Origin of the sequence: Halococcoides cellulosivorans (assembly GCF_003058365.1) — an archaeon.
Taxonomy (GTDB): domain Archaea; phylum Halobacteriota; class Halobacteria; order Halobacteriales; family Haloarculaceae; genus Halococcoides; species Halococcoides cellulosivorans.
Genome location: NZ_CP028858.1, coordinates 817,910 through 843,547, shown reverse-complemented (window position 1 = coordinate 843,547; position 25,638 = coordinate 817,910). Strand labels below are relative to the sequence as shown.

The 25,638-nt window shown below is 66.3% G+C and carries 14 protein-coding genes; 11 read left to right on the top strand and 3 right to left on the bottom strand.

Features of this window, described 5'->3' with window-relative positions:
• Positions 1 to 3: 3 nt before the first annotated feature.
• Positions 4 to 834 (bottom strand): deoxyribonuclease IV, encoded by an 831-nt coding sequence (locus tag HARCEL1_RS03995; protein ID WP_108381300.1) that lies wholly within the window; start codon positions 832 to 834, stop codon positions 4 to 6.
• 88 nt (positions 835 to 922) lie between these two features.
• On the opposite strand from HARCEL1_RS03995, the gene HARCEL1_RS03990 reads away from it, so the two are divergent.
• The 10 genes from HARCEL1_RS03990 to HARCEL1_RS03945 all read left to right on the top strand — a co-directional run bounded on the left by HARCEL1_RS03990 (position 923) and on the right by HARCEL1_RS03945 (position 15,687).
• On the top strand, positions 923 to 1,270 hold the full coding sequence (locus HARCEL1_RS03990) for a DUF192 domain-containing protein (protein WP_233357399.1): 348 nt from the start codon (positions 923 to 925) through the stop codon (positions 1,268 to 1,270).
• Between the two features lie 137 nt (positions 1,271 to 1,407).
• Positions 1,408 to 1,830 (top strand): type IV pilin, encoded by a 423-nt coding sequence (locus HARCEL1_RS03985; protein ID WP_159077010.1) that lies wholly within the window; start codon positions 1,408 to 1,410, stop codon positions 1,828 to 1,830.
• 177 nt (positions 1,831 to 2,007) lie between these two features.
• Positions 2,008 to 2,301, top strand: coding sequence for a winged helix-turn-helix domain-containing protein (locus tag HARCEL1_RS03980; RefSeq protein WP_108381297.1), 294 nt, complete (start codon positions 2,008 to 2,010; stop codon positions 2,299 to 2,301).
• Between the two features lie 2 nt (positions 2,302 to 2,303).
• Positions 2,304 to 2,603 carry a hypothetical protein gene (locus tag HARCEL1_RS03975; RefSeq protein ID WP_233357398.1) on the top strand — a complete coding sequence of 100 codons (300 nt, stop codon included), beginning with the start codon at positions 2,304 to 2,306 and terminating at the stop codon, positions 2,601 to 2,603.
• A gap of 186 nt (positions 2,604 to 2,789) precedes the next feature.
• The gene (locus tag HARCEL1_RS03970; protein ID WP_108381296.1) at positions 2,790 to 8,366 is read left to right on the top strand and encodes a S8 family serine peptidase; all 5,577 of its coding nucleotides are present in this window, start codon (positions 2,790 to 2,792) and stop codon (positions 8,364 to 8,366) included.
• A gap of 77 nt (positions 8,367 to 8,443) precedes the next feature.
• Positions 8,444 to 9,778, top strand: coding sequence for an outer membrane protein assembly factor BamB family protein (locus HARCEL1_RS03965; protein WP_108381295.1), 1,335 nt, complete (start codon positions 8,444 to 8,446; stop codon positions 9,776 to 9,778).
• Positions 9,779 to 9,940: 162 nt separating this feature from the next.
• Positions 9,941 to 11,248, top strand: a complete 1,308-nt coding sequence (locus HARCEL1_RS03960) for a PQQ-binding-like beta-propeller repeat protein (RefSeq protein ID WP_159077009.1) — start codon at positions 9,941 to 9,943, stop codon at positions 11,246 to 11,248.
• 149 nt (positions 11,249 to 11,397) lie between these two features.
• Positions 11,398 to 13,110 (top strand): anaerobic glycerol-3-phosphate dehydrogenase subunit GlpA, encoded by a 1,713-nt coding sequence (gene glpA, locus HARCEL1_RS03955; protein WP_108381293.1) that lies wholly within the window; start codon positions 11,398 to 11,400, stop codon positions 13,108 to 13,110.
• Positions 13,100 to 14,362: a glycerol-3-phosphate dehydrogenase subunit GlpB gene (gene glpB / locus HARCEL1_RS03950; protein ID WP_108381292.1), complete on the top strand. Its 1,263-nt coding sequence runs from the start codon at positions 13,100 to 13,102 to the stop codon at positions 14,360 to 14,362. Before glpA ends, glpB begins: the two co-directional genes overlap by 11 nt.
• The gene (locus HARCEL1_RS03945; protein WP_108381291.1) at positions 14,359 to 15,687 is read left to right on the top strand and encodes an anaerobic glycerol-3-phosphate dehydrogenase subunit C; all 1,329 of its coding nucleotides are present in this window, start codon (positions 14,359 to 14,361) and stop codon (positions 15,685 to 15,687) included. Before glpB ends, HARCEL1_RS03945 begins: the two co-directional genes overlap by 4 nt.
• An 11-nt stretch (positions 15,688 to 15,698) precedes the next feature.
• Here HARCEL1_RS03945 and HARCEL1_RS03940 read toward each other — a convergent pair whose 3' ends face one another.
• Positions 15,699 to 21,485 carry a GLUG motif-containing protein gene (locus HARCEL1_RS03940; protein ID WP_159077008.1) on the bottom strand — a complete coding sequence of 1,929 codons (5,787 nt, stop codon included), beginning with the start codon at positions 21,483 to 21,485 and terminating at the stop codon, positions 15,699 to 15,701.
• 1,157 nt (positions 21,486 to 22,642) lie between these two features.
• Here HARCEL1_RS03940 and HARCEL1_RS03935 point away from each other — a divergent pair.
• On the top strand, positions 22,643 to 24,118 hold the full coding sequence (locus HARCEL1_RS03935; protein ID WP_108381289.1) for an ATPase domain-containing protein: 1,476 nt from the start codon (positions 22,643 to 22,645) through the stop codon (positions 24,116 to 24,118).
• Positions 24,119 to 24,126: 8 nt separating this feature from the next.
• Here HARCEL1_RS03935 and HARCEL1_RS03930 read toward each other — a convergent pair whose 3' ends face one another.
• Positions 24,127 to 25,638, bottom strand: coding sequence for a hypothetical protein (locus tag HARCEL1_RS03930; protein ID WP_108381288.1), 1,512 nt, complete (start codon positions 25,636 to 25,638; stop codon positions 24,127 to 24,129).

Below are 25,638 nucleotides of genomic sequence, written 5' to 3'. Positions count from 1 at the left end.
GTTCTACCCCTCCGCGAGTTCGTGAGCGCGCTCGACGTTCCACTCGAACCCGCGACCGTCTTCGGTCGGCGTTTCGAGGACGAACGGCTTGTCGCGGAGGGCCTCGTGTGTCAGAACCGCCGCGATCCCCGCCTCACCGATCAGCCCCTCTCCGAGGTGAGCGTGTTCGTCTTTGTTCGTCCCGCAGTCGTGTTTGGAGTCGTTGAGGTGGAGACATTCCAGGCGGTCGAGCCCGATCTCACGGTCGAACGCCGCGACGGCCTCGTCGACCGCGCTCGCGTCGCTCAGGTCGTAGCCCGCCGCAAACGCGTGCGCCGTGTCCAGACAGACGCCGACGTCCGTGGTCGTCGTCTCGACAACGGTGCCGAGCTGTGCGAAGTCGTCACCGAGTTTCGTCCCGCTGCCGGCGTCGGTCTCGATCAACAGGCGAACGCCGTCGGGCACGTCGAGGGCATCGATCGCACTGGCGGCGTTCTCAAGGCCCTGGGCCTCGCCCGCGCCGGTGTGGGCGCCGAGATGGACGTTCACGAACTCGATGTCGAGCGTCGCGGCGGCGTCACAGTCGGCCTGCAGCGAGTCGATCGACCGCTCGCGGAGGTCGTCTTTGGGCGTCGCGAGATTGACGAGATACGAGGCGTGGACCACCCAGGGCCCGACGTCGTGGGTCGCGGACTCCGAGCGAAAGCGCTCGGCGTTCTCGGCCTCGATTTCGGGGTCGGCCCAGACCTGTGGCGAGGTGGTGAAGATCTGCCCGCAGTTGCCGCCGTACTCGCGCTGTTCGTCGACGGCGTTGTCGACGCCGCCAGCGATCGACGTGTGGGCTCCAATGCGCATGGCCGGATTCGGGTCGGGCCGATCAAAGGCCTGCCGCCCGCGGCGATCCGCCGGTAGGGTTTTCGTGATCCGGCCCGCGCGTTCGACCGTGTCCATCCGTCACGCCGAGACCGACAGCGTCCTGGCGACCGACGTCGCCGTCGCCGACTCGGGCCTGCGACAGGCCATCGGGCTGATGGGCCGGTGGTCGGTGCCCGACGACTACGGGCTGGTCTTTCCGTTCGATCGCGCCGCACCGCGATTCATCCACATGGTGCTCGTCGGCACCGCGCTGGACGTCCTCTGGCTGGTCGAGGGCCGCGTCGAGCGAGTCGCGACCCTGCGCCCGATGATCGGATTCGGTCGTGCGCGGGCCGACACCCTGATCGAGTTGCCCGCCGGGGCCGCGAGTGCGGTCGAGGCGGGCGATCGAATCGAGTGGTCGGCCGACCGCTGATCCCCTCCCCACAGTCTCGGCCAATGCATGATCGGCTCGGCGCTGATCTACACGGTCGTCCTGTTGGGCTGATTTCGACACGGTGCCACCGACAGGGGACCGATACGCTGACAATCGACCGACTTCGAGGCGTCGTCATGGCATTACGAGACCGCTGGTCGAATCGGAGTACCGCCGGGAAGGTCCTGATCGCCGTCGCGGGCGTCGCGCTCGTCGTGGCGCTGCTCGTCGGCGTCGTCTTCGCGGCAGTCGTCGGGAGTTTCGTGTTCAGCATGGACAGCGGGTCGTCGGCCACTGGCGGCGCGAGTGTCGGCCCTGCCGCGAGCGTCTCGATCAGCGTGACCGACGGGACGGCGACCGTCACCCATCGCGGTGGCGACGCGCTCGACGCCGATCGGACGGTCGTCGTCATCGACGGTGAGCGGACCGCGTGGACCGATTCGGGCGAGTCGATCACGAACGGCGACGAGTTCACGACGACGGTCGACAACCCCGAGCGGATCGACGTGATCTACGAGACCGTCGAGGGAACGCGAACCCTGGCCACCTGGGAACTCTAGAGAGAGTCCCAACCGATATGGGTCGGAGTTCGAACAACAGTTTTGAGTGGGGACGGCGTAGCGCGGACAGTGTTAGCCCCATCACAGGCCGGCGATCACACCGGGCGGGCCCGGGCCACGACCGCTGCCCGCACCGGGAAGCCTTTAGGGCTCCCCAGGGAACTCCAGTTCGACAGGATGGAGAAAGCGCTGTGGTACCTCCTCGCAGGCACCCGCGGCGGGCCGAACCGCGCGCGGATCATCCGCCTTCTCGACGAGCGACCGCGCAACGCGAATCGCCTCGCCGACGCGCTCGACGTCGATTACAACACCGCTCGCCACCACCTCGACATGCTCGTCGATCACGACGTCGTCGAGGCCGGCGGGGAGGAGTACGGCGAACTCTACTTCCTGACCGATCGATTCGACGCCCATCGAGATACCTTCGAAGGCATTACCGACCAGGTCTCGCTGGGCGAGGGAGGTGACTGACGATGGCCGGCATGACACCATGGCTGATGGCAGCGACCGCGCTCTCGGGATTGAACGTCCTCTTGCTCGCCGCACTGGCGGTAATCTGGGGACGAAACTATCGGCAGTTCCAGTCACCGATGACGCTCGGACTGCTCACGTTCGCGGTCGTTCTGGCCGTCGAGAACGTCATCGCACTGTACTTTTTCTTCAGCATGGGAATGCTGTACGCCGATTCGGGCACCGCCCAGGCCGCCGTGCTCGCCATGCGAACCTTACAGTTCATCGCTCTGGTGGTTCTGACGGCCGTCACAGCGCGCTGACGTCGTCGAGGGCCACCACCCACCGATCAGAGTCGCGGATCGATCGCAACGGTATCAGACATTTGTTCTCGAACTGCCCAAAGAATCAACACGTACGGCGGTGATGGCTCGGTTATCGACGCCCACTCGCACGATTGGAGATCCGCACTCCTCGAATCGGACCGGTGGTGACCGCCGACACGACCCATGACCCGATCGATCGCACTCCTGTTCGTCGTCGTGATGGTAAGCAGCGTGGCGCTCACGCCCGTTGGAGCGGGCGGAGGCTCCGCGTCCGCCGAGCAATCGACCACCGCGCCACTGCCAGAGCCACCCGACGACGACCTCGACCCCGACGAGTACAGCCACGACGGAGCCACCGACGCGTCGATCGATGACGACATCGATCGAACAGGCACCGTCGAACTAGTCGTTCGCTTCCAGGACGCCGATCTCAGACGAGATCGGCAGGCGACGACAGCGCTCAAAGCCCACGCGGCGGACACACAGTCGGCGTTCGATCAGTTCGCCGTGGCCCACGATGGCGTGACCATCGAACGAGACTTCTGGATCGCGAACGCGAAACTCGTCCGCGTCGACACCGACCGCGTCAGTCTCGACGCCCTCGCTGGTGTCGCCCACGTCACTCGCCTCCACGAGAACGTCCGCGTCACCGCGTCGTCGACCCGGACTGCTGGCGGGGTGTCGGCCGACACCGGCCCGTCGGCCCGACACGACACGGGACCGGCCGTCGGCGGAGCGACGCCCTCGGAGAGTCCGACGGCGTCAGCGACGCTGTCGAACGGTGCAGATGGGACGTACGGCCTCGACATGATCAACGCCTCGGAGGTCTGGGAGACGTACGATCAGCGCGGTGGGTCGGCGACGGTCGCCGTGCTCGATAGCGGCGTCAACACGACGGCCCATCCCGAACTCGCGCCGACACACTGGGCGGAGTTCGACGCCGACGGCTCCCGGGCAGGCACGACCCCCAACGACGGGCACGGCCACGGGACTCACGTCAGCGGCACGGTCGTCGGCAACACCACCGATAGCGGGGCCCACTACGGCGTCGCCCCGAACGCGACGCTCCTGCACGGGAAGGTGCTCAACGACGAGGGCAGCGGCACGTTCGCCTCGATCCTCGCCGGGATGGAGTGGGCGATCACCAACGAGACGACGCCCGACGTGATATCGTTGAGCCTCGGGACGTCGAACGACACTCGATTCGTCGAACCGGTGCAAAACGCCCGTCAGACCGACATCGTCGTCGTCGCCGCGACGGGTAACACCGGTGAAGACACCGTCAACGATCCAGCCGCAGTGTACGACGTGCTCTCGGTCGGAGCCGTCGACGCCAACCGCGACGTTGCCAGTTTCTCGAACGGAAAACTCGTCGACAGCAGTTCACGCTGGGGCCGATACCAGCGCGCTCACTGGCCGGATACCTACTACGCCCCAGACGTCGCCGCGCCCGGCGTCGGCGTCCTCAGCGCCGACGCATCGGGCGGATTCAAATCTCTCGACGGAACGAGCATGGCTGCGCCACACGTCGCGGGCGTCGCCGCACTGATCCGCTCCGAACACCCGACCATCTCCGAAGCGGGCGTGCGCGAGCGGCTCTCGGCGACCGCCGAGCATCCCGACGGCCCGGACGCGGATGACAACCGCTACGGCGAGGGGATTATCAACGCCAGTGCTGCCGTCGAGTCGCGCGATGCGACGATCGACGGCACTGTCACCGTCGGCGGAACGGCCGAGCCGAACGCGACCGTCACCGCCGCGTCGGGGTACACGACGACCACGAACGCGACGGGCGCGTACGAACTCGCCGTCCCGAGCGGTGAGGTGAACGTCTCGATCGATCCGTTCGGGTGGGCGGCCCAGACTGCCTCGACGACCGTCAGTTCAGGGGCCAACGCGACCCTCGATCTCTCGACGGCGAATCGAACCGTCGAGGTCGAACTGGTGGACGCACCCGCCCATTACGGGCGACCGAGCGAGAATCAGACACTCACGTACCGCACCGCGAACGTCGAGACGTACAACGCAACGCTCGCGATCGACGCCGAGGCGTCATACGAGTCCGGGACGCTCTACGTCGAGGGCCAGCCGGTCTCGAACGGTCAAGACGTCACACTCTCGGGTGGGCCCGACGAGCGGGTCAACGTCACCTTCGACCCCGGGAGCCGGTTCTACGGCACGGTCGGCGTCGATCACAACTTCACGAACGGGACGGTCCGACAGACCGCGACGACACCCACGCGGATCCACCCCGATCCGGTGATCGTCCCACAAGACCCCGACACGGACGGACTCCAGGGCGTGCTCGATTTCGTCGAGCCGTACACCACCATTCAGGTCGACAGCAGTTCGCGGATCGTGCGTGATGCCGAGGCACTGACACTCGGCCCCGACAACGCGGGCGATCCGATCACCACGGGCTACTACATGGGCACGCCCGTGACCCTGGAGATGGCCGCTGGGTCGGCCCCGATCGAGTTCCAGAACAGCACCTCGAACACGACTTACGGGATATTCGTGCCCTCGGGCGTCCAGAACGGCACCGTCAGGGATCTCAGGATCGACGGGGGCGGCGTCCACACCGGGATCGTGAACCGCCAGTCCGAAGCGCGCGTCCAGAACACGACGATCGAGAACGCGACCGTCGGCATCGAACAGTCCTCGCCGATGGCCGCGACCGCGATCAGTTCGAATACGATCGATCACGTCTCCGACATCGGGATCCTCGTCGAGGGCGATGCCGACGCGATCGACGGCAACGCGATCGGCGCGACCACCGAGCCAGTGTACGGGATCGCGGCGGAGTCCGGGTCGATCCAGTCGATCGACGACAACACGGTGACAGCGGGCGAGTCGGCGATCATCCTCTCGGGGAGTAGTACGGCCAGCGTCGACCGGATCGCTGCGAACACGGTCACCGGGCAGTCGGGGTCGGGCATCTCGGCCTCGAACGGGTACGTCGATACGATCCGCGACAACGACGTCTCCGACAGTTCGACTGGGATCTTCGGGGCGACGGTCGAGACCGTCTCGAACAACAGCGTCTCGAACAGCAGTGATGGGATCTTCGTGACCGACGACCAGGTGGAACTTGCCAGCAACTCGATCACAGAGAGCAACTATGGCCTGCTGGCCTTCGAGGCCAATCACAGCACCATCGACGGGACGACCGTCACCGACTCGAACTACTCGATTAGCGTGGGCAGCGCCGAGAACGTCTCGGTCAGCAACGTGAACGTGAATCGAAGTCGGCTGGTCGGGCTGTGGCTGTCTGACACTGACGGCGTTGCAGTCGAATCGGCCACGCTCGTCAGAAACGGTCTGTTCGTCTCCGCCGGGTCGAACCTCACAGTCTCGAACCTGACAGTCGAGGATGCCATGCTCGGCATCGAGGTCGACGACGGGAGCTGGGGGCCGAGCACGAACGTCACAGTCGAGAACGTGACGATCACGAACACCACCCAGGAGGTAGCGCTGCGCAACGGCACCCAGGCGACCGTCAGCAACGTGACCGTCACCCAGCCGAGCTTCGCCAACGAGACGGTGGTGTTCGACGATGTCTCGGCCGACGCAGTCGCCGTCGAGAACCTGACGCTCGCGACGGGGACGACCCTGTCGGCGAGTGGGCAGAATAGCTCGCTCGGCGAGGGGAGCGATCCCGGCGATCACCCGAGTAACCTGACCGACGTGGGCCCGACGCTCAACCTCTCGCGGGCGGGGTCAAGCCCCGCGATGGATCTCCAGGTCGAGCAGAACAAATCTGAACTCCAGAGCGTCCAGAACGACACGCTCGCATTCTATCGGTACGACGGCAGCCAGTGGACCACCGCGGGGACGAGTACCCTCGACGGCACGACGCTGAACACGACCGGCATCGGCAGTTTCAGCCAGTTCTCGGCGTTCGCTGAATCGGCGACGACCAACTTCACGGTGAGCAATCTCTCGGCGAACGGGTCGGTGAGCCAGACCGACCGCATCGAAACGAGCGCGACGATCACCAACGACGGGTCGGCCAACGGCACCCAGACCGTCGCGTACACGTTCGACGGCCAGGTCCGGAACTCGACGACAGTCACGCTCGCGACTGGAGAGAGGACGACCGTCAGGCTGAACTGGACCGTCCCGGTCGGCGTGGTCGCGGGCGAGTACACCCACGGTATCGAGACGGGCAACGACAGCCAGATGGCGACGGTCAACGTGACCGCGGATACCGGCCAGATCGACGGGACGATCACCGCGACTGAGACCGGAAGCGGTCTCGACAACGCGACGGTCACCGCCTCCTGGAACGGGACGGCGGTGAATGCGACATCGACGAACGCGACCGGCGCGTACAGCCTCGACGTCCCGACTGCAGACGACTACACCGTCAGTGTCGACCACCCCGATTACGAATCGACCCAGACGACCGGCGTCGCCGTCACCGAGAACGCAACCACGACGGCCGATATCACGGTCGATCCGCTCCCCGGACGCATCGAGGGGACGATCACCGACGACGTGACAGGCGACGTGGTCGCGAACGCGAACGTGACGGCGTACGACGGCGTGACGGTGGTCAATTCGACGACCAACGATGCGAGCGGGTACGGTCTCGACGTGCCCGCGGGGGCGTACAACCTGACCGTCGATCATCCGGACTTCGAGGAGACGACAGTGTCGTCGGTCACCGTCGGGGCCAACGAGACCGTCACGATCGACAAGGCACTCGTGCCGCTCCCGGGTGCGGTCGACTGGACGGTCACGAGCAACCGGACCGGGGCCGCCCTCGCGAACACGACGGTCACGCTCTCGAACGGAACGACCGTCAACCAGACCACCGCCGCGAACGGGAGTTTCGATCCGGTGAGTCGCGCGACGAACTACACGCTCGCGTTCGCGAACGCCGATTATGTCGACGCGAACCGGACGATCGACGTCGGGCCCAACGAGACCGTCGCCGTCACCGAACGCCTCGACCCGCTCGACGGCACCGTCACCGGGACCGTCACCGACACCGACGGCGCCACCGTCGAGAACGCGACGATCACCGTCGAGGGAACGAATCTCTCGACCGAGACCGACGCGAACGGGAGCTACACGCTCACCGGCGTCCCTGCCGAGCGATCGCTGACGGTCGACGCCACGGCGCGGGCCTACAATGAGAACACGACGAGCGTGAACCTCTCCGCGAACGGGACGACGACCGCAAACCTCACGCTCACCCAGCGCGACCGGTACTTCGGCGTCGACTCGATCGCGGCGGGTGACGTGACGGCGGGCGACGCAGTGACGGCGACGAGTACGGTGACGAATCTCGGCGCGCAAAACTGGAGTTCGACGCTCGAACTCCGCGTCGACGGGACGACCGAAGCGACGACGAACCTGACGCTGACGGCCGGTGTGAACGAGTCGGTCGACCTGTCGACGACGCTCGCCGACAGCGGCACGTACACGCTCACCGTCGCGACGGCCAACGAGTCGCTGAACACGACCGTCTCAGCGGAATCGGCGGGCAGTGGCTCATTCGGATCGACCATCGATATCGGCGATGAGGAGACGACAACTACCAGTTCGGGGACCGTCCAGACGCCAATCGAGGAGACCACGACGGCAGCGCCGACCACCGAGACCACGACGGAGGTCGCGACGTCGAGTCCGACCGCGACGACACAGACCCCCACCCCGACGCCCACGGCGACTGGCGGGCCCGGATTCGGTGGGGCGGTCGCCCTGGTCGCCGTGCTCGCCGCGGCGGCGCTGCTGGCGCGGCGGCGATAGTCGGTCGGAAGCCAGACTGACGCCGGGTCGTCGACGCGCCGACGGCACGTGGCCGAGCACGGAGGAGTCCCAAACTCATGAGTAGTGGGCCGCCCTCGGTCGGGTCGATGCGCCGTCGAACGCTGCTCGCTGCGATCACCGCCGGCCTGTCCGGCTGCCAGGTGATCCGAGAGACGACGCCGACCTCGACGACTGAGGACGAGCCCACCACCCTGGCGATCGACCTGCCGGGCGACGGCGCTCTCGACGGGTGGGACACGTTCCGCGGATCGGTCACCAATCAGGGCCGGGCGGCCGGCGTCACGGGACCAGGGCCCAACGTTGAGACTGCCTGGGACACGACAGTGCGCTCGGGTGGCGACGATCGGTACCTGTCGGCCGCTGGTGGGGTCGTCTTCGTGGCCGGCGAGCGAGGCGTCGAGGCCATCGACGCGGCGGATGGGACACAGCTCGCTGCGCAGGTCACGCCGGGCCACGAGATCACGACCGAGGCCGTGCTCGTCGACGGGCGACTGTACGCTGGGACCTCGAAGTCCCGACTCCTCAGTATCGACCCGACGACTGGAAAGACCGTCTGGGAGGCCCGTACGAGCCTTTTCAACTATCACGACAGGGAGAGGCCGAAAACGGTTGGATCGACGCCCTCAGTCACGGATGAACAGGTCTACATTCTGGATAGAAGTCCAGACGGGCATCGTGCCTTCGTTCGCTGTTACGCGACCGAGAATGGCGAGGCGTGCTGGTGGGAGTGGCCGGATGTCGGGTCTTTCGGGTGGGGTCCGCCACGCGTCGTTGGCGACCGGATGCTGCTCGACGAAGGCACCGAACTGGTCGCGCTGAGTCTGGAAGACCGAACTGTCGAGTGGCGGTTCCCGTTTCCGGAAACGGATCTGACGAACACGAACACACGGACGTTGGGGCCTGCCGTCGCAAATGGCGTCGCGGTGGCCGTGACGACGCGTGGTCTTGTTGGCGTCGATGTCGACACGGGAGAGCGCCGCTGGCGGATCGCCGCACGGTGTTGGATACCGGACTCAACCCCACTCCCGAATGCTTACATACCGGCGATCCACGACGGAACCGTCTATGCCGGGCTCTGCGGCGGTCAGTTCGGCGCTTACGACCTCGCGAGTGGCGAGGAGCAGTGGACCGCCACGCCAGATCCGCCCGTCGTCTACTGGACAGCACCGGCCATCGGCAACGGATGTGTCTTCGTCGGCGCTCAGGGGCCGGAGAATGTGCCGTACAACCCCGGCGATCGCGACCCGGATGACGCCCGTCTGTACGCTTTCGACCGGGAGACTGGCGAGCAGTACGGACCGTGGTCGTTGCCGGGCCACCTCGGACACCCGGTCGTGACCGACGATTCGGTCGTCATCGCGAGTGGGGACTCCCTGTACGCCTTCGAGTGACTGAGCGAGCGACTACAGTTCGGCCACCCCTTCCGAACGGCAGGACGAAGCAGGCCATTCTCTGCGATGAAGAGAATAGTTGGGGCCACAACGAATAGCACGGCACAGACACCCAATGTGAATTACCAACCCATGAGTAGCGGGGCGCCCTCGGTTGGGTCGATGCGCCGTCGAACGCTGCTCGCTGCGATCACCGCCGGCCTGTCCGGCTGCCAGGTGATCCGAGAGACGACGCCGACCACGACGACCGACGACGAGCCCACCGAAACGCTAGCGATCGACTTACCGGCCGACGGCGCTCTCGACGGGTGGGACACGTTCCGCGGGTCCGTCACCAACCAGGGTCGCGCGGCCGGTGTCACCGGACCAGGGCCCGCCGTGGAGCCAGCGTGGGACACGGCAGTGCGCTCGGGCGGCGACGATCGGTACCTGTCGGCCGCTGGCGGCGTCGTCTTCATTGCTGGCGAGCGCGGCGTCGAAGCCATCGATGCGGCGGATGGGACACAGCACGCCGCGCAAGTCACGCCTGGCCACGAGATCACGACCGAAGCCGTGCTCGTCGACGGGCGGTTGTACGCTGGAACCTCGAAGTCCCGACTCCTCAGTATCGACCCGACGACTGGAAACACCGTCTGGGAGGCCCGTACGAGTACACTCCTCCATCACGATGAAGAGGTGCCGGTACCGGTTAAGTCGACACCAGCGGTCTCGGGCGGCCAGATCTACATTGTGGACAAAGATTCGGATGGCCTCGATTCGGTCGTCCGGTGTTACGGGATCGAGAGCGGCGACGAGTGCTGGCGGAAGTGGCCAGAGGTCGGGTCCCTCGGGATGGAACCGCCACGCGTCGTGGACGACCGGGTACTGTTCGACGAGGCTTCCGAACTGGTCGCGCTGGATCTGGAAGACCGAACCGTCGAGTGGCGGGTCCCGTTCCCGGAGACGGACCAAACATACGCCAACGATCGTCTACTGGCACCCGCCGTCGCCGACGGCGTCGCGGCAGTCGCGACGAGCAGTGGACTCGTTGGCGTCGATATCGACTCGGGAGAGCGCCGATGGACGATCTCGACAAGGGATTACGGAGAGGACCTAACATACCTCGAAGCCACCTACACGCCAGCGATCCACGACGGAACCGTCTTCGCGGGGTTCAGCGAGGGACGGTTCGGCGCTTACGACCTTGCGAGTGGCGAGGAACTGTGGAGCGTCACGCCGGATCAGTTCGCCGTCTACTGGACGGCACCGGCCCTCGGCGACAAATGTGTCTTCGTCGGCGCTCAAGGCCCACTGAGTCCGCTCCCCACTCCCAAAGACCGCGACCCGGACGACGCCCGTCTGTACGCTTTCGATCGGGAGACTGGCGAGCAGTACGGGCCGTGGTCGTTGCCGGGCCACCTCCGACACCCGGTCGTGACCGACGATTCGGTCGTCATCGCGAGCGGAGACTCCCTGTACGCCTTCGAGTGACGCCGAATCACGACAGTCGCGAGTGCCACCGAAACGAGGGAGTGCTGGCATCGAGTCCCTGAAAAGCCCTGCCTCGCGGAGCCGCTCCGAACCACCGCCGACGGCGAGAAACGGTCAAGTGCGTTCGGGCCATTTCGGGCGGTGTTTCGATGCCATCGCCACCGCACGTCCTCGTCGTCGGCGGGGGATCGACGGGGACCGGGATCGCTCGCGACGCGGCGATGCGGGGGTTCGAGGTCACACTCCTCGAACGCGGCACGCTGACCGCTGGCACCTCGGGCCGGATGCACGGCCTGTTGCACAGCGGGGGCCGATACGCCGTCAGCGACCGCGAGAGCGCCCGCGAGTGCATCGCCGAGAATCGCGTGCTCCGATCGATCGCCGACCACTGTATCGAGGACACCCATGGCCTGTTCGTGGCTCGGCCCGAAGACGACGACGCGTATTTCGAGCGCAAGCGCGCGGGCCTCGACGCGTGTGACATTCCGGCGACCGAACTCACGGGCCGGGAGGCCCGTCAGCGCGAACCCGAACTCGCGGACGACGTTGCGCGTGCGCTCGCCGTGCCCGACGCCGCGATCGATCCGTTCCGGCTGTGTGTCGCGAACGCCGTGAGCGCCGAGGCCCACGGCGCCCGGATCGAGACCCACACCCCCGTGACCGATCTGATCGTCGAGGACAGCCGCGTCGTCGGCGCGCGCGTCGATCGCGACGGTCCGGGGACGGCGACGATCCGGGCCGACCACGTCGTCAACGCGACCGGCGCGTGGGCCGGCGACCTCGCCGCACGGGCGGGCGTTGACGTGCCGGTCACGCCCTCGAAGGGCGCGATGACGGTGACGAACGTCCGCCCTGTGGACACGGTGATCAACCGCTGTCGGCCCAAGGGTGACGCGGACATCCTCGTGCCCCACGAGACGACCGCAATCCTGGGGACGACCGACGAACGCGTCGCTGACCCCGACGACTACGCCGAAGAGCGCTGGGAGCGCGATCTGCTGGTCGAGGAGTTGAGCGAACTCGTCCCCGCGCTCGAATCGGCGCGCATGCTCCGATCGTTCTGGGGCGTTCGCCCGCTGTACGAACCGAGCGACGGGCCGGTGGACGGCGAGTCCGCGGCGGCCGAGGACCCGAGTGACGTCTCGCGGGGCTTTTCGGTACTCGATCACGCCGATGAGGGCCGTCCGGGCCTGACGACGATCGTCGGCGGAAAGCTGACGACCTATCGGCTGATGGCCGAAGCGGTCGTCGACCACCTCGCGGACCGCTTTGGGATCGGTGCCGCGTGCCGAACCGCCGAGCGAGCGCTCCCGGGCAGCGAGCACCCGGCAGACCTCGATCGAGCGATGGAACGGTTCGAGTTGCGCTCGCCGGTCGCCCGCCGGAGCGCCGAGCGCCTGGGCTCCCGAACCGAGGCCGTGCTCGACACCGACGGCCCCAATCCCGTGGTCTGTTCCTGTGAGGCCGTCACGCGCGCGGAAGTCCGCGACGCCATCGAGCAGGCCCCAGACCTCGACGCCGTCCGGATCCGCACCCGGGCAGGCATGGGCACCTGCCAGGGCGGGTTCTGTGGACACCGCCTCGCGAGCGAACTCGCCCGCACGACCGGCCCAGACCGCGCTCGCGATGCGCTCGCGGCGTTTCGCGACGAGCGCTGGGCGGGCCAGCGCCACGAACTCCGTGGCGAACAGCTTGAACAGGCCGCGATCACCTACGCCATGCACGCCATGACGATGCACCACGACGGCGATCCGATCGAGACGGGATCGACAGCGTTCGACGCCTTCGACGCCGGTCCGCCCGACACAATAGGAGGGCCGCCGACGAACGACCACGACCGGGAGGGCCAGGATGGCGATTGACCAGCAGGTCCTGGTGATCGGCGGCGGGATTTCGGGGCTCACCGCGACGCTCGCCGCTGCGCGGGAGGGCGTCGACGTGCGCCTCGTGAGCGCCGCCGAGACCACGCTGCATCACGCGAGCGGCCTGCTCGACGTGCTGGGGTCGCTCCCCGAGAGCGACGAACCGGTCGTCGATCCATTCGCGGCGATGGAGGACCTCCCCGCCGAGCACCCGTATTCGATAGTGGGCGAATCAGCCGTTCGAAGCGGCCTCGCGATGATCGACGACGCGCTCGGCGGGGCGTACTGCGGAGGTCACACCGATCGGAACGCGCTCGTCGTCACCTACGGCGGCGAATGCAAGCCGACCGCACGCTACCCCGCGAGCGTCGCGCCGGGGCTGGCCAGCGACGACCGCGCGACACTGTTCGTCGGGTTCGAGCGGGAGACGGCGTTCGACGCGGAGACGGTCGCCGCGAGCGTCACGCGATCGTGTGCGTTCGACGCGCGGGCCGCGACCGTCGCATTCCCCGTCGTGGTCCGAGACGACCCGACGGCGCGGCGGTTCGCCCACCTGCTCGATCGCAACGAGCGCGTCGAGGGGCGCTCCATTCGGGCCGCACTCGCCGACGCGATCGCGCCCCACGTCGGCGACGCCGAGCGAATCGGCCTGCCCGCCGTGCTCGGGATCGACGAGGCCGCGGCGGTGCGCGCGACCCTCGAAGACCGCCTCGACGCGACGGTCTTCGAGGTGCCGATGGGCCCGCCGAGCGTGCTCGGCCGCCGCCTGGAGCGACGACTCTACGCAGCGGTCGAGGCCGCCGGTGCCCGGGTCGAGACCGGTCGTCCAGTGGTCGATTTCGACGCAACGCGTGGATCGATCGACCGGGTCTCCGTCGATCGATCGGGCCAGCGGATTCCGTACGCCGCCGACGAGGTCGTGCTCGCGACGGGCGGAGTCGCCGGCGGTGGGATCACCGACGACGGACGTCTCTGCGAGTCGATTTTCGACTGTCACGTCGCCCAGCCCGACGATCCGACCTGGGCCGCGGCCGACCCGTTCGGCGACCACGCCTTCGCGCGGGCGGGCGTGACCGTCGACGATCGACTTCGCCCGCTCGATCGGTCGGGAACGCCCGAGTACGACACCCTCCGGGCCGCGGGGTCGGTGCTCGGGGGCTTCGACCCAGCCGCCGAGCTCTCGGGTAGTGGCGTCTCGATCGCGACGGGGTACGCTGCCGGAACGGCCGCTGCCCGGGAGGTGCTCGCATGAGCGACGCGGACGATGCTGGTCGGCCCGGGGACCGGCCGAACGACGACAGCACACCGCATCGCGAACGCACTCAGGATCGCCGGCTCTCGACCGACGCGTGTACGAAAGTCGGGGCCTGCGACGCCGAGTGTCCGGTCGCCGCCGTCGACGACGACTTTCCCGGCCCGAAGTTCCAGGGGCCCGAACAGGGCCGCCTCAACGCCGACGAGGACGCGATCGACGACTCGATCACCGACTGTTCGAACTGCCTGCGGTGTGACGACGCGTGTCCCTCGGACGTGCCGTTCGCGGCGCTCCACAACCAGACTCGCGCCGAGTACGTCCGCGAACAGCAACCGCTCTCGATCGAGAAGGTCCGCAATCGCATCCTCGCCAACTACCGGACATCGGCGCGTCTGGCGTCGTGGTTTCCCCGGACGGCGAACCTGGTGATGGGGAATCGTGCGGTCCGATGGGCGATGGAGAAGACCCTGAAGATTCCGAGCGAACGGGAGTTTCCCGACTTCGCGACGCAGACGTTCCGTGACTGGTGGAAAAAGCGAGGTGGCGAAGCCACCTCGAAACGGCGAGCGCGGGAGGCGCGTGGAGGGCAGGCGGAGAGTTCCGACGGCGACGCCAAACGCGTCGCGTACTTCCACGGCTGTTACTCGAATTTCAACACCACCGGGGTCGCCAAGGCGATGGTTCGGGTGTACGAGTCGCTGGGCTACGAGGTCACGGTCCCGCGACAGAAGTGCTCGGGGACGCCGATGTTCGCGAACGGACGGTTGGACGACGCCCGTCGCCACGCCCGGGTGAACGTCGACAGTCTGGGCCAGGCGATCGACGCGGGGTACGACATCGTCTGTACGTGCACGTCGTGTTCGCTCGCGCTCCGGGAGGAGTACCCCAATCTGTTCGATCTCGACGGCGTCGATCGCGTCGCGGCACACACCTACGACGCCCTCGAATACCTGCGAATTCACGAGGATCTGGCCGCCGAAATCGAGGGGTCGCTCGATGGCGAGCGCCTGGCCTATCACGCGCCCTGCCATTCGCGCAATCAGGGCCTCGACCGGCAGGTCGAGGAGGTCTTCGACGCGGTCGAGGGCATCGAGGTCGTCGACGTGGGTGACTCGTGTTCGGGCATCTCGGGGACCTACGGCTGGAAAGCAGAGCATTACGAGACGTCGATGGATGTCGGTCGGGAGATGTTCGAGCACATCGAGGCTGCCAACCCCGACCGCGGGATGACCGAGTGCCCGACGTGTGCGATGCAGATGGCCCACGGCACCGACCACGAAGTCGTCCACCCCTTCGAGATGCTCGAACGCGTGCTGGTGTGACGCGCCGGTCGTCACTCACCGATATCAGTCTGACGGTAGACCACGGCGACAGCGACCGCCACGAGCACGACGAGCGCGATAATCGGGAGGAGCGGACGACCACCCTGGCCCTCGCCGCCAGGTGTCGGATCGTCGTCCGGGTCGGCCGTCGCCACGCCCTCGACGACGAGTGTGCCGAGCGACTGGTTCGCGACGGCAACGTCGTACTCGCCCTCGGGTCGGTCGAAGGATAACGCCACAGACGTGGATTCGCCACCGTCGAGCGTCATCGACTCGCTCGTGACTTCCTCACCGTCCGCGGTCACGCGAATCGTCGTCGATGCCTCGAACCCGCCGCGGTTCTCGACCGTCGCGGTGACGTCGGCCGTTTCGCCGGCCTCGATCGTCGACTCGGCGAGTGCGGCGTCACGCACCTCGAACTGCGAAGCGCCCGTCCCGATCGCGAACACCGAGAAGCCGGGTGTCGTCGCCGCGAAGCGGTGTTCGTCGCCACTCGTCTCGACGAACTCCGTCGGCAGGTCGGCCCAGCCGTCGGGGCCCTGTCGATACAGGGTGACGTTCTCCCGGTCGACACCGAGCGCGTCGAGGCGTGACTTCGAGAGCGTGAAGCTAAATCGGACCTCTGAGACGTCGCCCTCGTTCAGATTGTGCGCCACCTCGACGTAGCCCGCCGAAACCGTGCCCGTCTCGGATTCGAACGCTCGCGCCGCGTCGCTCACCGCGGACGCGGAATCGGGACTCGATCCGTTCGCGCGGATCGGCCGTCGGTCGTTCTCGTAGGTCGTCACGTTCAGCCAGAGATCACGGTCGGTCTCGACGTCGAGTTCGAGGGCATCGACCGAGACGTTCCCGGCCCGGGCGAGCGGTTCGACCTCGCCAGTCTCGTTGCTCCCGTCGACGGAGACCGTCGCTCCTGCGGATCCGTCGGGCACCGTCACCGACGCCGCATCCGGAGCCGAACGTTCCACCCTCGACCGGACGACGCGACGGTCGCCACGGTCAGTCTGGTCGCCGGGATCCTCGATGACGATCGGTCCCGTCCGACTGGACCCAGTGTCGTCAGACTCCTCGGTTGGGGGAGCTCCCAGGCCAGGCGCTGGTGACTGGGTGTTGTTCGACAGATAAGGGTAGGAGATCTGGTCGCCGGAGATGACGGCCCACGTGGTCGTAAAGTCGAGATTCGTGTTCTCCGACGCGGCCGAGCCTTTCAGATCCGCCGTCGAGAGTCCGGTGCCACCGGCAGAGCTGTCTTGCTCGGTCGTCTGGGTGTCCCAGTAGGCGTTGGCGACCGTCCCATCGTTCGTGCCGACGAGGCCGCCGACGGACGCTGACCCGGAGACGGCCCCGACGGCGTAGGAGTCGTCGATCACGCTCTCGCCGCCGTCCGTGACGGTGTTGTTGCCGACGAGTCCGCCGACGTCCGTGCCACCCGCCGACACGGCACCCGTGGCGTAGGTGTCCGAGACGGTCGCATTGTACAGACTCGCTCCGTCGTAGTCGGTGTTCATGCCGACGAGGCCACCGGCGGTGTCGTTGCTCGCAGTCACGGCACCCGTCGCGTAGCTCTCGGTGACCTGATCGCCCTCGTTGGTCCCGATCAGTCCGCCGACGGTGTCGCCACCGGAGACGTCACCGGTCGCGTTCGACAGCAGGACCGTCTTCGGGCCACCCTCGGCCACGGTCGATCCGACGAGGCCACCGACGCGCGTCGCGTTCGGGGCCTCGAGGAGTCCGCTCGCGTTCGAGCGCTCGACGTGACCGCCGGGGCTCGTTCCGACGAGGCCACCGATATCGATGGGGTTCGAACTCCCCGACGGCGTCGAGACCGTCCCCGTCGCGTACGACGTGTTCACCGTGCCGGTGTTCGATCCGACGAGACCACCGACGCTAGTGGTCGCGGTGACGGGGCCAGTCGCGTGGGATTCGTTCACCGTGCCACCGTTCGCTCCGAGGAGCCCACCGACCTCGGTCGAGCCCTCGACCGAACCGTTCGCTGCGGATGCGGTCACCGTCCCGCCGTTCGACCCGACGAGACCACCGATATACCGCGTCCCGTCGACCGTCGCCGTCGCAGTGGCAGTGTCGATCAGGCCGTGATTGGCACCGACGAGGCCGCCGACCCACCGGGTCCCGTCGACCGTCCCGGAGACAGAAACGGTCTCGATCGTCAGGACTGCGCGTCCGTGCCCGCCAGCGAGACCACCGACGTAGCGGTCACCGGTGACGTTCACCGCCGCGAGATGGAGGTCCACGACCGTTCCCTCGCCGCTCTTCCCGACGGCCCCGAACAGACCGACGTAATCCTCGCTCGACCGGTCGATCGTCAGATTCGCGATCGTGTGGCCCTGGCCGTCGAACGTGCCGAGGAACCGGTCTGTGTCGGTGCCGATCGGGTCGAAGCCCTGCCCGCCGTTGGCGGATCCGTTCGCCAACGAATCGTAGCCCGCCGTGGTCTCGTCGAGGTCGGCGAGGACGGTGTAGTTCGCGCCGGGATTCTCCCGGACCGCGTCGAGTTCGGACCAGTCGGTGATCTCGTAGGGAGTGGCGTCTGCGCCCGAACCGCCAGCGTACAGCGTCCGCAGCCCTGGCCGGGGAGCCTGGGAGTTGGCCTGCAGATACGGGTACGAAGCGGTGCCGCCGTCGGTCACGACCGCCCACGTGGTCGCGAAGTCAAGGGCCGTGGTGTGGGGCGCGGAGTAGCCGGTCAGATCGGCGGTCGTCAGCGCCGTCCCGCCAGCCGAACTGTCCTGACCGGTCGTGTTCACGTCCCAGTACGAATCGGTCGTCGTGCCGGAGCTGACCCCGACCAGGCCCCCGACGTCACCGGCGCCGGTGGACACACCACCCGTCGCGTACGATCGTGCGACGGTCCCCTTGTTCTGCCCGACGAGCCCACCAGTCCCGGAATCAGAATACGACGCCGGGCCAGTCACGGTGCTATTCGCATACGAGTCCTCGATCGTTCCGTCGTTCCAGCCGACGAGGCCGCCGACGTCCTGGGTCGACACCGTGGCCGACCCCGTCGTGTACGTGTCGGTCACCGTTCCGTAGTTGGTGCCGACGACCACGCCGACCCAGTCGGTTCCGTCGACAGTGCCGTCAACCGACGAGCGATTCACCGTGCCGTACAGTCGGCCAGCGAGACCACCGGTCTCTTGCCCACCGGTGATGGAGACGCTGTCCAGAGTGGTGTTCTCGATCGCTCCACGACTGCTCACGTTGCCGAAGAGACCGACGAAATTCTCACTCGACCGGTCGATGGTCAGGTTCGCGATGATGTATCCGTCGCCGTCGAACGTCCCGGTAAATGGCGTGCTGGAATCGCCGATCGGAGCGAACCCGGCCCCGCCGTTGGCGGATCCGTTCGCCACCGAATCGTAGCCAGTCGTCGATTCGTTGAGGTCGGCGACGACGGTGTAGTTCGCGTCGAGGTTCTCGCGCGTGTTGTTGAGATGCCCCCAGGTGGCGATTTCGTAGGGATCGCCCGCAGTGCCCGAGCCGCCAGCGTAGAGTGGCGCCTGCTGGAGGCCCGGTGCCGGCGATTGCGTGTTGTTCAGCAGGTACGGATAGGAAACTTGGGCGGAGGTGTTCACGACGCTCCAGGTGTTCGTAAACTCGAAGCCGGCGAGGCTGGTGTTCGCCGTAAGCTGGCGCGTCGTGAGCCCCGTCCCGCCAGCCGAGGTGGTCTGGCCGGTCGTGTTCACGTCCCAGTAGGCGTCAGTCACCGTGGCGTAGTTGCTCCCGACGAGGCCCCCGACGTTACTGCCGCCAGTGGAAACGTTCCCGACAGCGTATGACTCGTTCACCGGGCCGTCGTTCTGTCCGACGAGGCCACCGGCGTCGTCCGCGTAGGTGCCCGTGACGTTCGCCGTCGCATAGGAGGTCGTCACCGGTCCGGTGTTGTACCCGACGAGCCCACCGACAATTCGATTACTCGAACTGACATCGCCGGTCGCGTACGAGTCGCGGACCGTACCGGCGTTCTCGCCGGCGAGGACACCGACTTTGAATACGCCAGTGACGGTGCCACGAACGTCCGAATCGTCGATCGTGCCGTCATTGTCTCCGAGGAGGCCACCGACCTGCTGGTCCCCAGTGACGTTGACCGCGTCGAGAGTGACGTTCGTGATCGTGGCGCTGGTGCCTGTAGCGCCGAACAGACCGACCTGACTCTCTGTCGGTCGATCGATCGTCAGGTTCGAAATCGCGTAGCCGGTGCCCTCGAAGGACCCAGCGAACGGATCGTTGTCCACCGAGTCGATGTAGTATCCGATCGGGGCGAATCCGGCACCGCCGTTGGCCGAGGTGTTCGCCACCGAGTCGTAGCCGTCGGTCGTCTCAGTCAGGTTGGCGACGAGCGTGAAGTTGCCGGCGAGATTCTCGCGCGTATTATTGAGGTGATGCCAGTTCGCGATGTCGTACGGATCGCTCTCGGTACCGTCCCCGGCGGCGTACAGCGTCGTGGATGGGGCCGGCGACTGTGTGTTGGTCTGCAGCGTCGGGTAGGAAACGACGTAGCCGTTGGTTGCGCTATCTGGGGCGGTCTGCCACGTCGCCGTGAAGTTCAGGCCCGCCATGGTCGTCGAGGCGCGTGGGCCAGTCATCGCCCTCGAACTGAGTCCGGTCGCGTTGCCCGCCGAGGTGGTCTGTCCCGTCGCTCTGACATCCCAGTAGGTCTCGTTCATCGTGCCGTAATTCAGACCGGCGATGCCGCCCACGTCACTGGAACCAGTCACGGTGCCAATCGCGTACGATTCGTTCGTCGGGCCGCGATTGACGCCGACGAGGCCACCCACCCAGGTGTCGCCGGACACAGTCCCGGTCGCGTAGGACTGTTCGATCACTGTATACTCGTCGGCAGTGGTGCCGACGAGACCACCCACGTTGTTCTGGCCAGTGACGTTCACAGCCGTGTAGGACCTGTTCACCGTGCTGTACTGTGCGTACCCGACGAGACCACCGGTGTACTGGCTCCCGGTCCCGGTGACGGCCCCGGTCGCGTTGCTCGCAGTCACCGTGGCGCTCGAGGCGTGTCCGACGAGACTCCCCACGTCCCCTGACCCCGTGACGTCGACGGCGACGAGACTCGTGTTCGTGATCGTCCCACCGGTATCAGCGTACCCAATCAGGCCAACGTCGCTTTGGCTCGATCGATTGATTGTCAGATTTTCGATGGTGAAGCCGTTGCCGTCGAACGTTCCCTTGAATCCCGTGGTGGCGTTCCCGATCGGGGCGAAGCCCTGCCCGCCGTTGGCGGATCCGTTCGCCACCGAATCGTAGCCATACGTGGTCTCGTCGAGGTCGGCGACGACGGTGTAGTTCGCGTCGAGGTTCTGGCGCACGTTGTCGAGATGGGTCCAGTTCGCGATGTCGTAGGGGTCACTGCCAGTGCCTGCACCGCCTGCGTACAGGGTCTGGCTCGGTGCCGGATCCTGCGTGTTGGCCGTCAGTGTGGGATACGGGAGCACGTACCCGTTGGCTGTGTCCACCGCATTCGTGTCCCACGTGGTCGTGAAGTCGAATCCAGCCAGGTTCGCATCGGCACCGGTCCCGGTCATTTCGGCGGTCGTGAGGCCAGTTCCGCCGGCCGACGACGACTGGCTGGTCGTGTTCACGTCCCAGTAGGCGTTCGACGTCGTTCCGCTGTCGAAATACCCGATGAGGCCGCCCACGTCAGAGTCACCTGAGACAGTGCCAGTCGCGTAGGATCTGGTTTGCGTGCCGCCGTAGACGGAGCCCAGCAAGCCACCCACCATCGAGGTGCCAGTCACGCTCCCAGTCGCGTACGACGTATTCACTGTGCCGAGATTTCGTCCGATGACTCCACCCACGTTTTGTGAGCCATCGACAGCCCCCGTCGCGAACGAGGTATTGACGAATCCAAAATTGATCCCGACGAGGCCGCCTGAATAGTCTCCGCCCACCACAGTTGCAGTCGAGTTCGAGGCAATGACCTCCCCACCGTTATGATATCCGGCGATTCCGCCGACATAACTACTTCCCTGAACTGTCCCTGATGCCGTGACCTCCGAAACGGTACCAGACTTTGTATATCCAATCAAGACACCGACTCGAAAATCACCCGTAACATCGGCGTTTTCGAGTTTTACTCCTGTCACTATTGAATTTTCAATACTTCCGAACAGAGCAACATGGTCTTGCCCAGAGCGACTAATCGTTAGATTGTTGATCTCGTGACCGTTCCCGTCGAACGTTCCAGTGAAGGGATTGGAGTAGTTCCCGATCGGGTCAAATCCGGCCCCACTATTCCACTCGCTCGTTCCCGATGCGTCGATATCCGAGACGAGTTCGTAATGCGCCCCCATATCGTCTTCTATGGCCTGGAGTTCCGAGGCGTTGGAAATCTGGTAGGGATCGCTACTCGTCCCCGACCCTGGCAGGTCACTCGCCGCGACGTCGACCTGGGCCGCGCTGGCCGCTGGCACGACCGCCAGTCCGCCAGCGACCACGGCGACCACCAGGACCACCGACAGCACGTGCGAACGCGGTGTCATCGCCCCTCTCCAGTCCGCGCGCCGATCGGTTGACGAGGATGGACACGAGTGCGGCCAGGCGACGAAACACACCGATCGTTACGAATGAATGCCATGACACGTAGTCTACCCAATATGGCATAAGTCTACTCGCCGGGTGTGTCGACCGCCCGATTGGATACCATCGAGCCTTCCCACGTCGGTGGACGAACCGACACCGAATCACGGGGGAGAGACCCATCGCACGTGGTGTACATGACGCACCTGGATCGGCGCCGATGGGCCTCAGGACCACCGTCCAGATCGAACCGTGGGACGGGACACTGTCCAGGTCGCCGTCCGATCGGTATCGTTCCGAGACGCCCCACCCCGCCCCAATCTTCTTGTCACTGTCGGCATAACAGTGTGGGAATGGAGCACACGATCGATCGCGGATCAGCACACCCGGTCGGCCGCCACCCATGACCGACAGCGCCAGCGCAGACCGCGTCTCGACTGGTATCGACGGCCTCGACCGCATCCTCCACGGCGGCCTCGTCCCCCGTCGCGGGTACATGATCCGTGGCGAACCCGGGGCCGGCAAGACGACGCTGGGGCTGCACTTTCTCACCGAGGGGATCGAAAACGGCGAGTCGACGCTGTACGTCAATCTCGAAGAGGACGAAGACGATATCACCCGCAACGCCGAATCGCTGGGGTTCGATCTCAGCGAGGTCGAGTTTCTCGACCTGTCGCCGACCGCAGAGGTGTTCAGCGAGGACCAGTCGTACGACGTCTTCGAGGCCGACGAAGTCGAGGACGATTCCGTCACCGCAGAGATTCGCGACCGCGTCGTGAACGTGGACCCGGACCGGGTCCTGGTCGATCCCGTCACGCAGTTACGCTATCTGATCGGTGACGACCAGGAGTTTCGCAAGCAGGTGACGGGGTTCATGCAGTTGCTCAAAGAGCAGGATGCGACCGTCCTGTTCACCTCCCAGATCAGTTCGATGACGCCCGACGACGACCTCCAGTTCATCAGTCACGGCGTGATCAACCTCCAGCATACCAGTTCAGGACGGACGATCGAAGTCGCGAAGATCCGTGGCTCGGACATGGACGGTGGGCGACACGCAGTCCGGATGACCGACGAGGGTCTCGTCGTCTACCCGAAGTTGAAACCGAGCGCGCACCGCCGGGAGTTCGACCCCGACCAGCTGCCCTCGGGCGTGCCCGGCATCGATCAGGTGTTGAACGGTGGACTCGAACGCGGGACGATCACGATCATCAGCGGGCCGACGGGCGTCGGGAAGACGACCCTGGGTGCGCAGTTCATGAAAGAGGCCGCCGGACGGGGCGAGCGGTCGGTCATCTTCGAGTTCGAGGAATCTCTCGCGACGTTCACGGGTCGGTGTAACGCCATAAACATTCCCGTCACAGAGATGTTCGACCGGGGGACGCTGCAGTTCGAGGAGATCGAGGCGATGTCGATGTCCTCTGACGAGTTCGCGAACATGGTTCGCGAGGAGGTCGAGGACCGCGATGCCCGGATCGTCATGATCGACGGGACCGCCGGCTACCGACTCTCTTTGAGGGGCGACAATGACGAACTCGTGAAGGAGCTCCACACCCTCTGTCGGTACCTCAAGAACATGGGGGTCACCGTCATCCTCGTCGAAGAGGTCACGAACATCACCGGCGAATTCAAAGCGACCGAGCGGAACCTCAGCTATATCGCCGACAACATCGTCTTTTTGCGGTATCTCGAGGTCCACGGCGAGTTGCGCAAGGCCATCGGCGTATTGAAAAAGCGGATGAGCGGCTTCGAACGGACGCTCAGAGCGTTCGACATCACCGAACACGGAATCACGGTGGGCGACCCGTTGACGAATCTCCGCGGAATCCTCCAGGGGAGCCCCGAGTTCGTCGACGACGCCGGCGATAAGCCGATGGAGTGAGAGCGCGATCAGCCGCTGCCGTCCACGAGACGGTCGTCGATCGCGGTGTGGCCCGCCGCGTCGACCGCTCGGACGACGATGCGATACTCGTCGTGGCGATCCACCGCGGTCACGCGCAGGGTCTCGGAGACAGTCGCCGAGGAGCCACCGATCTGAGTGGTCGCGTCGTCGAGGACTGTGCCGTCGGGGGTGCGCAGTTCGAACACCGCCCGGTCGAGGTCACCGTCTGCGTCCGCGAGGTCGGCAGTCACGTCGTATCGGTCCTGATTGCCGGCGGAGCGGTCATCGACGGCTGTGATCGTCGCCGTGGGCGAGCGTTGCCCGGAGCCGTCCAGATCGAGCACGCGGAGATCGAACGTGACCCGCTCGCGAGGCCGCTCGCCGAATCCCACGGTCGCCGACACGTCGGTCGTGGCGGCGACGTTCTCGGGGGCCTCGTAGACGAGGGCGGCCCGGCCGTCCGCGCCGGTCGCGGACTCCAGCGTCCGGAGTCGGCCGGGCCCGTCGAGGGTCGCGGTCGTCTCGACGCCGCTGACGGGGTTGTCGAACTGATCGCGGGTTTCGACGACGAGTTTTCGCGTGCCGTTTTCGGAGACGCTCGTCTCGTCACCCGCGATATCGACGGCGTAGGTCGGGGTCGCGTGGGTTCCGTTCCCGCCAACGGCCACCGCGCCGAGTTGCAGTTCGTACCGCGCTCCGTCTTCGAGCGTGATCGTCACCTGCCCGCAGGGATCGGGCGGCGATCGGTCACAGGTAACCTCGCTGACGTACCGGTCGTTCGTACGATCGCCCGTCCGGTCGATCTCGTCGTCCATCAGGGTCGTCCACTGGGTCTCGGTCAGTTCCGTTGGGAGCGTCAGCGTGATCGGCCCGTCGGTGGCCCGGACCGTCACCGTCCGGGCGGGCGCGCTCGTCGGGACGAGATCGAGTGTCTCGGTCGTCGTCGAGGTCCGATAGAGATCGCCGTCGAGCGTGGTCAGCGTCACCCGTCGACCGTCGACGACACTGTCGCCGCTCACCACGACAGTGTCGTTGGTGAGGCGATTGGACACCGACCAGGAGTCGTACACCGTCGCCCCGGCAGTGTGTTCGTGATACTCCGCCATGGTGACGAGCGACCGCGTGTCGAACGTTCGGGTCGTCCCGTTCCAGTACGCACCCGCCGCGCCGTCGGCCGACGCGTTCGCGATGGCGAGCGGTTCCGGCTCGGTCGTCCGGACCGTCCCCGTCACGGGCGGCGGGTTCACGAAGAACATCCGGGGCGGATATCGCAAGCCCGCCTCGACGGGCACGGATTCACCGATGCCGCTCGCGACGACCCGGTCGGTCGCGCCGTCCAGCGCGACGACGTCTACCTGGACGCGCTCGTGGTGTTGAAACTCGGCCTGGGCGTTGAGCGAGGGGACGACGGCCGTCTGAACGATCGCGAGGAGCGCGATCGCGAGCGCAAAGAGCAGGACCGCCCCGACGACCGGCGAGACGGCGCGATCGGTGCGAGCGCCCAGGACTCTCGACCGCAC